Consider the following 14,219-nt stretch of genomic DNA (forward strand, 5'->3'; position numbering starts at 1 on the left):
ATAGTCCGTACGGGATTCGAACCCGTGTTACCGCCGTGAAAAGGCGGTGTCTTAACCCCTTGACCAACGGACCTGAGCTGTTATTTTCAACTCTTACTATTATACCGACTTTTTAAACTTTGTCAACTACTTTTTTAAACTTTTTTAATTAATTTCACAACTGCTTCCGTTCGAGCAGTGTGTGGGAACATATCGACCGACTGGATATAATGGAGGTCATAGACTTCTACTAAGCGTACCAAATCACGAGCCAAGGTCGAAACATTGCAAGAAATATAAACCATTTTTTCTGGTACATAGTTAAGAATTGTATCTAATAACTTGTCATCCAGACCTGTACGTGGTGGATCTACGATCAGAGCATCTGCTCGGTAGCCTTCCTTATACCAGCGAGGAATAATCTCTTCCGCTGTTCCTGCTTCGTAATGTGTGTTGTTAAATCCCATTCTTTTAGCATTTCGCTTAGCATCTTCAATGGCTTCTGGAATAATATCCATACCTCTGAGTGTTTTAACTTTCTTTGCGAAGGCAAATCCAATCGTTCCAACTCCACAATAAGCGTCAATCAAATGGTCTTCTTTATCAACATCCAACGCTTTTACTGCCTCACTATAGAGGACTTCTGTTTGTTCAGGATTTAGTTGATAGAAAGCGCGAGGAGATAGTGAAAATTCATAATCAAGAACACCTTCTTGAATACTCTCTTGACCCCAGATAATCTCTGTCTTTTCTCCATAAATCTCACTGGTTTTAGCTGTATTTGTATTAACAGCTACTGTCACAATCTCTGAAAAATCTTTAACTAAATCTTTTACCAGCAGGGTTAAATTAAGCTGGCGATTTGTAACAATAATAATCTGAACCTGTCCAGTCTTTCTTGCTCGTCGGACCATAATAGTCCTAACTCCTAGAACTTTTCTCTCATCCGTGATTGGAATCTGATGATAAGTAAGTAATTCTGCTAGACGATTAGCAATCACTTGGGTTCCCTTGTCTTGTACCAGGCAGTCTTTCAACTCTACTAAATAGTGAGAGTTTTGTGCATATAAGCCCGCCTTGACCTGATTCTTAAATTTTCGAGTCTGAAATTGTAACTTAGCACGGTAGTACTTTGGTTCCTGCATACCAATCGTCGGGCGGATTTCATAATTTTCATATCCTGCAGGAGCAAATTTTTTTAGCGCTTGGTGAAGTAAGTCCGTCTTGAACTCCAGTTGCTTATCATAATGCAGGTGCATGATTTGGCAGCCTCCGCATTTATTGTAAATAGTACAAGCTGGCACAACTCGAAATTTAGACTTCTTGTTAACTTTTAATAATTTTGCTTCAACAAAGTTGCGTTCAATAGAAGTAATCTGACAATAGATATCTTCACCTTTGAGAGCACCAGGCACAAAGACTAATGTTTTTTGATAAAAGCCGATTCCCTCACCATTAATTCCCATGCGCTTGATTTTTAATGGTATTTTTTGTTTCACTTTCAGATTCATACCCCTATCTTATCACATTTTGAGTTATAATAGAACTATGAAAATCACAAAACTTGAAAAGAAAAAAAGACTCTATCTGATGGAGCTTGATAATGGAGACAAATGCTACATTACTGAAGATACTATTGTTCGTTTTATGTTATCAAGAGATAAGGTGATAAGTGAAGAAGAATTGAAAGATATTCAGAACTTTGCCCAATTTTCTTACGGTAAGAATCTAGCTCTCTACCACCTATCCTTTAAAGCTCGCACTGAAAAAGAAGTCAGAGAATATCTGAAAAAATACGATATTAATGAAAACATAGTTTCTCAAGTCATTGCTAATCTTAAAGAAGATAAGTGGATTAATGATGGTCAGTACGCTTATGCCATCATCAATGCCAATCAACTTTCAGGAGATAAGGGGCCTTATATTCTGACTCAGAAATTAGCACAAAAAGGAATTTCAAAATCTACTATAGAAGAGAACTTGAAAGAATTTGATTTTTCTGAAGTTGCTCAACGTGTAGCTAATAAACTATTGAAAAAATATGAAGGAAAACTTCCAGCTCGCGCCTTGCAAGATAAGATTATCCATAATATGACCAACAAGGGTTTTTCCTATTCTGATGCTAAAAGTGCCTTTGACCAGTTGGATAGTCAAGTTGACCAAGAAACGACTCAGGAACTCATCTTCAGGGAACTTGATAAGCAATATTCTAAGTATGCCCGAAAATATGAAGGATACGAACTTAAACAGCGTTTAACCCAAGTTTTAGCACGAAAGGGCTACGATTTTTCGGATATAGCAAGCGCTCTCAGAGAATATCTTTAATATTTTCATGTAAAATTCACAGATTTTAGGTAATTTTATGGTACAATAGTAAACGATAAACTTATAAATTGTAGAAAGTTGGTTAGTTATGAAGCTTCCAAAAGAAGGCGACTTTATTACAATTCAAAGTTATAAGCATGATGGGAGTCTCCACCGAACTTGGCGGGACACCATGGTACTAAAAACAACAGAAAACGCCATTATTGGTGTCAACGATCATACACTGGTTACCGAAAGTGATGGTCGTCGTTGGGTCACTCGAGAACCGGCTATTGTTTACTTTCACAAGAAATATTGGTTTAATATCATTGCCATGATTCGTGATAATGGAATTTCCTACTATTGCAATATGGCTAGCCCCTACTATCTGGATGAAGAAGCACTGAAGTATATTGATTACGATTTGGATGTTAAAATTTTTACAGATGGAGAGAAACGTCTCTTGGACGTTGAGGAGTATGAGCGTCACAAACGCAAAATGAATTATTCCGATGACTTGGACTATATTTTAAAAGAACATGTCAAAATTCTTGTTGATTGGATTAACAATGGACGTGGTCCTTTCTCAGAAGCCTATGTAAATATTTGGTACAAGCGCTATGTAGAACTAAAGAATCGGTAAAGTTGTCAAACTAGGGTGAAAGCCCTGGTTTTTTTATTTGAAAAATCCAGCCTCTCAGCTGGGTTGATTTCTATATATCTAATTTTGTAACTGTAAATTTGATATGGGAATAGTCTTTATCAACATCCTTATCCAGCAAGAACGCTGTGGCGTCCTTCTTAACCTGAACCAGGTCAATGTTCTGGGCTTGGGCTGCATAAACGCATCCGCAATAACATTGACGGTAGATGTCATACTCTTCACACATCTCCACTGAACGTTTGTATCCTTGATTTTTCTTGAAATCACTTGGAAGATAGTGGGTTGTGTAAATTTTTTGCACATCGATTCCGATGCTGTTAATAGTTTGAGAATTCTTATGAGGACTGATGGTCAAGGCTGAACCAAAGTAGTCAAAGCCCAAATCCATAGCCACTTGCGCTGTCTTATCCAGTCGGTAGTCAAAGCAAACCTTGCAACGGTCGCCACCTTCTGGCTCTTCCTCTAGTCCTCTAACTAATTTTCGGTATTCATTTGGCTCGTAGGGAGCTTCTAGATACTGGACCGTATTTCCTGTCCGCTCGTTAAAATCACTGACAAACTTTTTAGTCACATAGGCACGCTTATGGTATTCTGCCTTGGGATGGATATTAGAATTAGCAAAATAGATGGTCACATCAGCGTATTTGGTCAGGTATTCTAGGGTATAGGTACTACAAGGGGCGCAACAAACATGCATGAGAATGGTTGGCCGTTGCTCATTTTTCTCCCATACTTGTACCATCTTCTGCATGACACGGTCATAATTAATCTTCTGATTGGGGTTCATCTTACTCAGAATTTCTTCTACATCGATCATGTTCTTCTCCTTTTTCTAATCTTATTTTATCATATAAGTTAGGAGAGCTCAAATCTATTTAGAAGTGAATAGCATAAAAAGGAGGGATAGGCATTCCCTCCTTTTGTGTTTCTTATAAATTGCTTCGTAGCGAAATCTTACATCATCCCGCCCATCATGCTTGGATCCATTGCTGGAGCTGGGGCTACTGGTTCTGGTTTGTTGGCTACAACTGCTTCCGTAGTCAAAATCAAGCTAGCTACAGATGCTGCATTTTGTAGGGCTGAACGGCTAACCTTAACAGGGTCGATGATTCCCTCTTCAATCATGTTGACCCACTCTCCAGTTGCTGCGTTGAAGCCTGTACCAAGCTCGGCATTTTTCAAACGATCGATAACGATAGAGCCTTCAAATCCCGCATTATGGGCGATTTGACGAACAGGTTCTTCCAAGGCGCGGAGAACAATATTGCGCCCTGTTGCTTCATCTCCTGTCAATTCCAAATCAGCCACGGATGGAATGACATTTACAAGAGCTGTTCCACCACCAGCAACGATTCCTTCTTCAACGGCTGCACGAGTAGCGTTGAGGGCATCTTCAATGCGGAGTTTCATTTCTTTCAACTCAGTTTCAGTTGCAGCTCCGACCTTGATCACTGCGACACCACCTGACAATTTCGCCAATCGTTCTTGCAATTTTTCACGGTCAAATTCAGATGTTGTAGTTTCTATTTGAGACTTAATAACCGCAACACGGTGAGAAATCGCTTCAGGATTTCCAGCACCTTCTACGATAACAGTGCTATCTTTGTCCACAGTTACTCTAGCTGCTTGACCAAGAGCTTCAATTGTCGCATCTTTCAACTCAAGACCAAGGTCTTCTGTGATAACTGTTCCGCCTGTCAAAATGGCGATATCTTCAAGCATGGCTTTGCGACGGTCACCAAAACCAGGTGCCTTAACGGCTACCACGTTGAAGGTTCCACGAATCTTGTTCAAAACAAGAGTTGGAAGAGCTTCACCATCTACATCATCCGCAATAATCAAGAGTGGACGATTGCTTTGGAGAATACTTTCTAGGAGTGGCAAGATTTCTTGGATATTTGAAATCTTCTTATCAGTAATCAAAATGTATGGATTTTCAAGATCAGCTACCATTTTTTCGCTATCTGTTACCATGTACTGTGAAAGGTAACCACGGTCAAACTGCATACCTTCTACAACTTCAAGCTCTGTTTCCATACCACGTGACTCTTCGATAGTGATGACTCCATCTTTGCCAACTTTTTCCATGGCTTCAGAGATGTACTCACCAACTTTTTCAGAACGAGAAGATACGGCTGCAACCTGAGCGATTGCTTCTTTGTTGGCAACAGGGATGGCGTTGTTTTTCAAAGCTTCAACTGCTGCGGCAACTGCTGCTTCAATCCCACGACGAATACCGATTGGATTTGCACCTGCTGTGACGTTTTTGATTCCTTCACGGACGATTGCTTGAGTCAAGACTGTTGCAGTTGTCGTTCCGTCACCTGCGATATCGTTGGTTTTTGAAGCTACTTCTGATACCAATTTGGCACCCATATTTTCAAAATGGTCTTCCAATTCAATTTCTTTGGCAATGGTCACACCGTCATTGGTAATCAAGGGTGAGCCAAATGATTTTTCCAACACAACGTTACGACCTTTTGGTCCCAAGGTTACTTTAACAGTATCTGCAAGGATATCGACACCACGAACCATAGCTGAACGGGCATCTGATGAAAATTTAATTTCTTTTGACATACTTACTTTCTCCTTCTATTCTTCAATGATAGCCAAGATGTTAGCTTCGCCAACGATGATGTACTTTTCATCGCCGTCTTTGACATCAAGACCTGCGTGGGCTTCAACTAAGACACGATCTCCAGGCTTAACACTTGGAGCTACCAAGTCACCGTTCAAGGTACGAACACCTTGTCCAGTAGCCACAACTTGGGCTGTTTTTGTTTTTTCTTGAGCTGAACCTGCAAGGACAAAACCTCCAACAGTTTGTTCTTTTTCTTCGATTTTCAAGACCACACGGTCTCCTAATGGTTTCAACATCTGTTTTCCTCCATGATGAACTACATATTATTAGCACTCTTTATATATGAGTGCTAATTTATAGTTCTATTGTATCACTTGGTCAGAAATAGTCAAGAAAAAAGTCTGACTTTCTCAAGATAAAAAGCCTGAGACCAACTCAGACTTTTTAATGCTTAAAATGGCAATTCTTCCTCTTCCAAAACCAAATCCGCCAAATCTTGTCCTGCATTATTTTCACGCATGGCACGTTGAGCACGACTTTCCAGAAGTTGGAATCCTGTCACAAGGACTTCGGTCACATAATTCATTTGACCATTTTTCTCAAAACGACGGGTACGTAATTCTCCATCCACTGAAATGAGACTACCTTTAGTTGCGTAGCTGGCCAAGCTTTCTGCTAGTCTGCCCCATAGAACCATATTGACAAAGTCAGCTTCGCGCTCCCCATTTTGGTCTTTGTAACGACGATTCACAGCAATGGTTGCACGCGCTACTGACTTGTCATTGTTGGTTTTGTGCAATTCTGGTGTAGACGTTAAACGTCCAATTAAGATAACTTTATTATACATATTTTTTCCTCCTACTTATCTATTCGCAGAAAATCAAAAAAGTTACAGAAATTTGTAACTTTTCGAGGAAATTTTTTATTTTTTATGAACCATGAAACCTGTCGCTTGTTGATTGGCCATAATGGTCATATCTGTAATCTGCACACGACGAGGTTGACTGGTCACATAGACTACTGTGTCTGCGATATCCTGAGCTTGCAAGGCTTCGATTCCCTGATAAACCGTCGCAGCCCGCTCTTTGTCACCATGAAAACGTACCGTCGAAAAATCTGTTTCGACAATTCCAGGCTGAATGGTTGTCACCTTGATATCCGTTGCGATGGTATCAATTCGCAGACCATCTGAAAAGATTTTAACCGCTGCCTTGGTAGCTGAATAAACTGCTGCACCTGCATAGGCATAAATTCCTGCGGTTGAGCCCATATTGATGATATGTCCTTGATTGGCTTTTACCATTGCTGGCAAGAAACAGTGAGTGACTGCCATCAAACCTTTGACATTGGTATCCAACATGGTTAGCATATCCAACTCTTCATAATCTTGATAGGGTGCTAAACCTAGAGCCAGTCCGGCGTTGTTGACTAAGATATCAATCTTACCTATCGTTTCGAGAATATTGGAGCAAACAGTCTTCACCATAGTCATATCCGTGACATCTAGTGGAAAGGTCCATACGGTTTGATTTGGGAAGGCTTCTGCAAACTCCGACTTGAGGGCTTCTAGTCTGTCTGTCCGTCGTCCTGTTAGAACGACATTCTCCCCCTGCTCCAGATAAGCACGCGCAATCGCTTCACCAATGCCTGATGTCGCCCCTGTAATTACTACATTTTTTGCCATCTTATCTCCCTCTCTGGTCTATCAGATACTAACAACTTCTTAGGCAGTCCAGTGTTTCGCTGGGTCGAATGGTGTTCCGACAACTTGATCTTCTGATAATTCAATAACACCACGTTTTTGCGGAGCGTTTGGCAGATGCAATTCACGAGGACTACACATCATTCCAAAACTCTTTTCACCACGAAGTTCGCCTGGGAAAATAAGATTGCCTTTTGGCATCATAGCTCCAGGAAGAGCTACAATGGTTTTCAATCCAACACGCGCATTAGGAGCCCCTGCAACGATTTGCACTGTCTTGTCACTTGCGACTGCAACTTGGCAGATGTTGAGGTGGTCACTATCTGGATGGGCTACCATCTCAACGATTTCACCAACAACAAACTTAGGTTCCTTGTCATTAACAATTTCTTCTGTAAAGCCTTCTGCCTGTAATTCTTGGTTCAAACAAGCGACTTGCTCATCTGATAAAAATACTTGACCGCGCTCTGCGATTTCAAAGAAAGTTGAAACTTCGAAAATATTCCACGCCACTGTTTCCCCATTATCTTTGAGAAAAACACGGGCTACCTTGCCTTTGCGCTCCGCATCCAGTTTGGCATCTCCACTGTTTTTCACGATGACCATAAGGACATCACCGACATATTCTTTATTATATGTAAAAATCATTGTTTCCTTTTTCTCCTATTTCAGTTCTGCTAAAAAGTCATTAATTTGTTGCTTACTTTTACGGTCACGATTAACAAAACGGCCGATTTCCTTGTCCTTTTCTAGAACAACAAGGCTAGGAATCCCGTAAACATCCCAGAGTTTGGCCAAATCCATATACTGGTCTCGGTCCACACGAATAAAGGTGAACTCTGGATTGGTCTCCTCAATTTCTGGCAAGACAGGATAGATATAACGACAATCGCCACACCAGTCTGCTACAAACAGAAAGACCTTCTTGCCATCTTTTTCTACTAAGGATGCTAATTCTTCTAAACTTGCTGGTTGTATCATAAAACTTCCTCCTCATAGACTAGGTCTTCATTTTCATATACAAAGGTATAATGACGACCATCCTCAAAAATGACACCACCAACCAAGCTCTCCAGACTGCTTTCATAAACTTGAACATAGAGGGTCGCAATTTCCCCCATGTCTGAAAAATGGTCTCGTACAATCGCTGTCAACTCTTCCTGAGTCTTCATGAGCTTATGGTCATCTGCAACTTTTTTCGTAGCAAGGGCAAGGCTCCCAATACCAAGCAGAGCCAGACCTGCCATCCACATTTTTTTAGCTTTCATACCATTCATTTTAACACAAAAAAGGCTTTAGGACAAATGAGGAAGCAGCAGATAAACAAGTAAAAAGCCTCTTCCTTAAAGGAAAAGGACTTCTTATACTCAATGAAAATCAAAGAGCAAACTAGGAAGCTAGCCGCAAGTTGCTCAAAGCACTGCTTTGAGGTTGTAGATAGAACTGACGAAGTCAGCTCAAAACAGTGTTTTGAGGTTGTGGATGAAGCTGATGTGGTTTGAAGAGATTTTCGAAGAGTATTATTCTTATTGCCAGGCACCTGAGTTGCCAACGTAGTAACCATCAGGCGTGTAGGTATTGCTAAGCATCTTACCTGATGAAGCTAGATAATACCACTTGCCATTATCTTTGACCCAATCATTCGCTAGCATGGCACCAGAAGAACTTACATAATACCATTCTCCCTTGTCATAAACCCAAGCGCTTGCTTTCATGGCTCCTGAAGTTGATAAATAGTACCACTTGCCTTGATCGTAAAGCCAGTCACTCGCAATCATGGCTCCTGATGATTTAAAGGCATACCAGTTGTTACCTTGATAAAGCCAAGTTTGATTGAACATGACTCCTTTATCATTCATAAAGTACCAAGTTCCCTTGTCCTTAATCCAATCCTTCTGCACTAATTGACCTTGTTTGTGATAGTACCAGTTTTGGTTTGATTTTAGCCAGCTTTCTCCTTTTACAATCGGATAAAGTTCTCTGAAAGCTCCTCCATCATCATATTTATGACTGATAGATTTTGGTTTTTCTAGTTTCAACTCGTCATTATCATAATTTGCCCAAGCAAAAACTTTTTGACCATTAACAGTCTCTGGTAAAGTAGCAGTGTAAGTCTTGGTTTGATAATCCCATTTAGCATCGAGGTAGGTGTATTGATCATTTGATTCTTTAATATGGTAGTAGCCTCTCTTTCCACTATCATTATGAATATCATCCACAACTTTCGTTGACCAGGTCTTTACTTCGTTTCCGCTCTTAGCCTCGACCTTGATATCTCCTCTATAGCCATATGGAACATAGAAATTCAGGTAACGCCCTTCTTCCCCGATCATAGACTTGTCCTTTTCTTGACCTAGGAAATTGACAGTCTGATCTTGACCATCGAGACTGACCGTCCACTCGATTTTCTCGGTTTTTGGCAAATCCAAGACTTTGATATCCACTTCATGGCCATTGTTAAACCGAAGAATCTTGCCATCTTGATACTGTACTCCACACTTAACAACCCATTCTTCTTTAAGCTCAAATGCCTGCCCTGAATGAGGAAAAGCCAGTAAAGCTAAACCTGCTAGAGACAAACCAAATAGTGTGATTTTTTTCATCGTAGATCCTCCTTAGGATTTTTTATGTTAATTATATCACTATGTTTTTATTTTGCAACTCATATCCTAAATATGCAAGTAAAAAACCTCTGAGATTCTTCTCAAAGGTTCTGATTTGGCTAATTGCTGTTCTCAACTGCTGCAGTGACAAAGGCAGTGTAGAGTTCTTCTGGACGATTTGGACGGCTTGACAGTTCAGGGTGATACTGACACGCTACAAAGAATTTATTTTCAGGAATTTCCACAATTTCGACCAAACGATTGTCTGGAGAAACTCCTGAGAAGACAAAACCTGCTGCCTCAAACTGCTCACGGAAGACATTGTTAAACTCATAGCGGTGACGGTGACGGCGTTGCACCACTTCTTGATTGTGGTAAGCAGCTGCTGCCTTAGAGCCACGTTTCAACTTAGATGGATAAAGCCCCAAACGAAGGGTTCCACCCATATCCTCAACATCAATCTGATCACGCATGATATCAATGATAGGGTATTTTGTTTCTGGTGCAAGTTCTGCGGAATTGGCGCCCTCAAGCCCTAAAACGTTACGAGCAAACTCGATACAAGTCAACTGCATTCCCAAGCAGACACCCAACATAGGAACATCATTCTCACGCGCATAGCGGATGGCTTGAATTTTCCCTTCTGTGCCACGTTGACCAAAACCACCTGGTACGATAATTCCGTCTGCATCAGACAAGAGTTCCGCCACATTCTCTGCTGTCACATCATTGGCATTGATCCAATTGATTTTAACTTCTGCATCGTTGGCATAACCAGAGTGTTTCAAGGCTTCAACCACAGAAATGTAGGCATCTTGCAACTCAACATACTTACCGACAAGGGAAATCTTGACTTGTTTCTTGAGGTTCATGACCTTGTCCACCATAGCTGACCACTCTGTCATATCCGCTGCTGGTGCGTCTAATTTCAAGTGATCACAGACAATTTGGTCCATACCTTGTGCCTGCAAGTTCAATGGAATTTGGTAAAGGTGTTCGACATCCAAAGACTCGATAACGGCTTCTGGTGCCACATCACAGAACTGGGCCAGTTTGTTTTTAATTCCTTGACCAGCTGGTTCTTCTGTACGAATAACCAACATATTTGGCTGGATTCCCAAGCCACGCAATTCTTTGACAGAGTGTTGAGTTGGTTTGGTTTTCATTTCACCAGCTGCCTTGAGATATGGAAGCAAAGTTGTATGAATGTACATGACATTATCTGCACCCACATCTGCCTTCATCTGACGAAGGGCCTCTAGAAATGGCAAGGACTCGATATCCCCGACAGTTCCACCAACCTCTGTGATAATGACATCAGAATCAGTCGTTAGAGCGGCACGCTTGATTTTTTCTTTCAAAGCATCTGTGATATGAGGAATAACCTGAACAGTTGCCCCAAGGTATTCTCCACGGCGTTCCTTACGAAGAACTTCACTGTAAATTTTACCAGTTGTCACGTTGGAATATTTGTTGAGATTAATATCGATGAAACGTTCATAGTGACCCAAGTCCAAATCTGTCTCAGCTCCGTCATCTGTCACAAAAACTTCCCCGTGCTGGTAAGGACTCATAGTTCCCGGATCAATATTGATATAAGGGTCAAACTTTTGAATCGTTACTTTGAGACCACGATTTTTCAAGAGACGGCCCAGACTCGCTGCCACAATCCCTTTCCCAATAGACGATACCACACCACCAGTTACAAAAATATATTTCGTAGACATAGATTCCTCTTTCTAAAATGCTCAAGGCCTTGTTAACTACGAGGGGACATAGAAAACAAGACCCTACTAATAAGAATAATCTGGGACAACTGCACCAGATTCACAACTAAAATACAAGAAGATAACTTCTTGAAAAAACAAAAATAGCTCCCTAAGAACTAGGGAGCCCCGACCTCTAAAAGAGGTGCCCGAACAATATGATACCTAAAAATAGGATAATTGTCAATAGCTAACTTTTATTCCTCGATGTTTTCAGTATCATCATCTGAAAACTCGTCGTCTTCTTCGTTGAGATCCACGTCTTCACCCAAGTCATCTGGGGCGATTTCGTTGATTTCTGCATCGTAAGCTTCCACTTCATTTTTCTCATCATCTGGATTTTCATCATCGTATGAAAGAGCTGGATCGGCTTCGTATGCATCTTCGTCTTCTGGATCATCCGCATTATAGTCAATGGCATCTGAATCACCATCCATGAAGGCATTGACACGTTTTTTCTTAGCTTTTGGTGCTACTTCATCGTCATCATTTTCTTCAAGAGCGATAATTTCTTCGTCAATCTCGTCCACACCATACCATGAACGAAGACCCCATTTGTTGTCTCCAAGTGAGATGAAGCTACCGTCAAAGTTCAACTCTGTGTAGAACAAAGGCAAAGCTTCGCGGATATCGCTGTTTGATGTTCCAAGGTAGTTTTGAATTTCGTTTACAAGATCGCTAAAATGCATCTCGTGATCGCGACCACGAAGTTCCAAGATAGCACGCGCTACCTCAATCATAGATAGTTCACTTTTTTCTTGCCCAGCAAATACTTCTAATTCCAAAGCGTTTCTCCTCATTTATACTACTATCGCCAGAGCAAACAGACTCTGACCTCATTTTATCATTTACTCTTTATTTTACGATAATTTTGCAGAATAGTCAAAGGTTAAGGGGGAGAAAGTGACAGGACTTTTTATTGGGTAACTTCTCAAAGTAACTTCCACTTGGCTAGCCGAAGTGGAAATTAGTCTAAAACGGATTTCCATTTCTTTGCTACCCAGCCGATAGCATCGCTTGGGGGATTTTCAATATCAATCCAGATAAATTCAATACCGATTTCCCCATTTTTAAACTTGGTTAAACGAATACCGTTGATTTCCAGTTCATTGAGTCGTTGACTTGTCAAGACTTCTCGTTTTTTCAACTGGAAGACTCCTCGTAAAATCCAGTTGCCAAGAATTTCTTGCTTATCAGTTGACTGAATTGCCTTACCAGCTTCTTGATTTATATAGGCGTTAATAACATCCCCAGAAGATAAAAAGCGTAGTTTAAAAGTTCTTTCCTCTTTTGGTAGAGCTAGTTTTTTAGTGCCAGGTTCAAAAGCCCCAAATCCAGAACCAAAGAAGTCTTGCCTTTCGTCATGGAAGTTCTTGGAGTCTGGCAGAGGAATGTAAACTTCACTAACTGGACGATAGACGAGTTGTTCAATCTCTTTGATAAGTTTTTCATTGCCAGTATTATGGATAAAGTGAATCAAGTCCTCACGAATGGTCTTCATCCGAGCTTTCTCTTCCTTGCTAGTCCACTTTTTCAAGAGGATTTCTTCTAAAGAGAAGGTCACAAAAGCTAGTTCTTCAGGAGCTAAATTGTCCTTGAATTTATTCTGAATCTTTAAAATCCGTGGTAGACGATCTTTTTGGGCTAGTTTTGATCCACCGTTAAAGGCATTGAAACCAGAGTTTTCTTCCACATTTCCATGCTTGTCTGTAATAACCCAAGACACTGTTTCTAAGATATCGGTTTTATCCTTTTCAGCTGTCAGTAAATGAAGATTTTCAAATAGCGAAAAAGGATCTTCGATGTAATGGACATCCCAAGTATCTACCACAATGTCTTTATTATTAAAAGTCATGTGGAGCTGGCTATCAGCTGCTGTATACTTGTAATGATGTTGTCCATCCGTAAATCGAAAATTAGTTGGATTGTTTTTGGTGGTTGAACCTTCAATGACCAGATTATCAATATCGACTGGCAAATAAGTAGTCTCTCCAACAAAAATCTTAGGATTTTCTCCTTTTGGTGTTGGCATCAGAACGTGATAAACTGCTTCAACATTGACCGAGTCCGAACTAAATCCCTTGATTTGTGCCTTAGAAGATTCGATTCTCTGATTTCTTAAGGCCGCAATCTTTCGTGCCAACTCTTCATAGCGTTGATAGTTTTGCTTGTCTGCCGTTTCTTTATCTGCTGAGATATCTGCATGAAATTTGATATCACCCAACAAGTCCGTCCAATCTTGAGAATCCTTCTTAAACTGAGCGATTTTTTGGTCTCCAGAATTAATCCCAAAAGACTTGATACCCACTAGGTATTTATGATTTTCATCCACTACGACAGAAGCATCATAAGAGGTATTGGCAATATCTTCTCCAATCGCATTAAAAGCCTTCTGAAAGACTGTTTCTTGAAATTTAGAATTAACAATTGGAGCAACATAATTCTCTGTTTGTCCCTCATCTTCTGATTCTGCCTTTTGAGAGAAAGCTTGGCTCAAACTAGCGAAGTTGGTAATTAAAGTTTTGTATTTGTCTTTTTGTTCAGACTTTAGATGTTCCCACATAAGCACCCTCTTTTCTATTTTCAGTATATCAAAAGAAGATTAGTTTTTCACTAACCC

At 40.5% G+C, this 14,219-nt stretch carries 15 protein-coding genes and 1 tRNA gene; 2 read left to right on the plus strand and 14 right to left on the minus strand.

What is annotated here, in order from left to right; translation table 11 throughout:
- Position 1 precedes the first annotated feature (1 nt).
- Positions 2-73: transfer RNA gene (locus M1G12_RS08210), tRNA-Glu, on the minus strand.
- Positions 74-134: 61 nt separating this feature from the next.
- Complete coding sequence (gene rlmD / locus M1G12_RS08215; protein WP_247949729.1) at positions 135-1,490, minus strand: 23S rRNA (uracil(1939)-C(5))-methyltransferase RlmD; 1,356 nt, start codon at positions 1,488-1,490, stop codon at positions 135-137.
- A 37-nt stretch (positions 1,491-1,527) separates the two neighbouring features.
- Here rlmD and recX point away from each other — a divergent pair, with 37 nt between their 5' ends.
- Positions 1,528-2,304: a recombination regulator RecX gene (gene recX / locus M1G12_RS08220; protein ID WP_247949730.1), complete on the plus strand. Its 777-nt coding sequence runs from the start codon at positions 1,528-1,530 to the stop codon at positions 2,302-2,304.
- Between the two features lie 88 nt (positions 2,305-2,392).
- The gene (gene ntdP / locus M1G12_RS08225) at positions 2,393-2,926 is read left to right on the plus strand and encodes a nucleoside tri-diphosphate phosphatase (protein ID WP_000775316.1); all 534 of its coding nucleotides are present in this window, start codon (positions 2,393-2,395) and stop codon (positions 2,924-2,926) included.
- A gap of 70 nt (positions 2,927-2,996) precedes the next feature.
- Here ntdP and M1G12_RS08230 read toward each other — a convergent pair whose 3' ends face one another.
- From M1G12_RS08230 to M1G12_RS08285, 12 genes are all read right to left on the minus strand, one after another.
- Positions 2,997-3,764: an epoxyqueuosine reductase QueH gene (locus M1G12_RS08230; protein ID WP_049493595.1), complete on the minus strand. Its 768-nt coding sequence runs from the start codon at positions 3,762-3,764 to the stop codon at positions 2,997-2,999.
- A 137-nt stretch (positions 3,765-3,901) separates the two neighbouring features.
- Positions 3,902-5,524 (minus strand): chaperonin GroEL, encoded by a 1,623-nt coding sequence (gene groL, locus M1G12_RS08235; RefSeq protein ID WP_247949731.1) that lies wholly within the window; start codon positions 5,522-5,524, stop codon positions 3,902-3,904.
- Positions 5,525-5,539: 15 nt separating this feature from the next.
- Positions 5,540-5,824 (minus strand): co-chaperone GroES, encoded by a 285-nt coding sequence (groES, locus tag M1G12_RS08240; RefSeq protein ID WP_000917328.1) that lies wholly within the window; start codon positions 5,822-5,824, stop codon positions 5,540-5,542.
- Between the two features lie 155 nt (positions 5,825-5,979).
- Positions 5,980-6,375, minus strand: coding sequence for a single-stranded DNA-binding protein (locus M1G12_RS08245; protein ID WP_000282439.1), 396 nt, complete (start codon positions 6,373-6,375; stop codon positions 5,980-5,982).
- Between the two features lie 75 nt (positions 6,376-6,450).
- Complete coding sequence (locus tag M1G12_RS08250; protein ID WP_247949732.1) at positions 6,451-7,212, minus strand: SDR family NAD(P)-dependent oxidoreductase; 762 nt, start codon at positions 7,210-7,212, stop codon at positions 6,451-6,453.
- Positions 7,213-7,251: 39 nt separating this feature from the next.
- Complete coding sequence (gene ytpR, locus M1G12_RS08255) at positions 7,252-7,878, minus strand: YtpR family tRNA-binding protein (protein ID WP_247949733.1); 627 nt, start codon at positions 7,876-7,878, stop codon at positions 7,252-7,254.
- A 15-nt stretch (positions 7,879-7,893) separates the two neighbouring features.
- The gene (locus M1G12_RS08260; protein ID WP_049515929.1) at positions 7,894-8,211 is read right to left on the minus strand and encodes a thioredoxin family protein; all 318 of its coding nucleotides are present in this window, start codon (positions 8,209-8,211) and stop codon (positions 7,894-7,896) included.
- Positions 8,208-8,507, minus strand: a complete 300-nt coding sequence (locus tag M1G12_RS08265; RefSeq protein WP_001815024.1) for a DUF4651 domain-containing protein — start codon at positions 8,505-8,507, stop codon at positions 8,208-8,210. The genes M1G12_RS08260 and M1G12_RS08265 overlap by 4 nt, the downstream gene beginning before the upstream one ends.
- A gap of 249 nt (positions 8,508-8,756) precedes the next feature.
- On the minus strand, positions 8,757-9,833 hold the full coding sequence (locus tag M1G12_RS08270) for an N-acetylmuramoyl-L-alanine amidase family protein (protein ID WP_247949734.1): 1,077 nt from the start codon (positions 9,831-9,833) through the stop codon (positions 8,757-8,759).
- Positions 9,834-9,952: 119 nt separating this feature from the next.
- Positions 9,953-11,560: a CTP synthase gene (locus tag M1G12_RS08275; protein WP_247949735.1), complete on the minus strand. Its 1,608-nt coding sequence runs from the start codon at positions 11,558-11,560 to the stop codon at positions 9,953-9,955.
- Between the two features lie 236 nt (positions 11,561-11,796).
- On the minus strand, positions 11,797-12,384 hold the full coding sequence (gene rpoE, locus M1G12_RS08280) for a DNA-directed RNA polymerase subunit delta (protein ID WP_000418409.1): 588 nt from the start codon (positions 12,382-12,384) through the stop codon (positions 11,797-11,799).
- A gap of 182 nt (positions 12,385-12,566) precedes the next feature.
- The gene (locus M1G12_RS08285; RefSeq protein WP_237447219.1) at positions 12,567-14,162 is read right to left on the minus strand and encodes a hypothetical protein; all 1,596 of its coding nucleotides are present in this window, start codon (positions 14,160-14,162) and stop codon (positions 12,567-12,569) included.
- Between the last annotated feature and the right edge of the window lie 57 nt (positions 14,163-14,219).

It is taken from the genome of Streptococcus mitis (genome assembly GCF_023110375.1).
GTDB classification, from domain to species: Bacteria; Bacillota; Bacilli; order Lactobacillales; family Streptococcaceae; genus Streptococcus; species Streptococcus mitis_CI.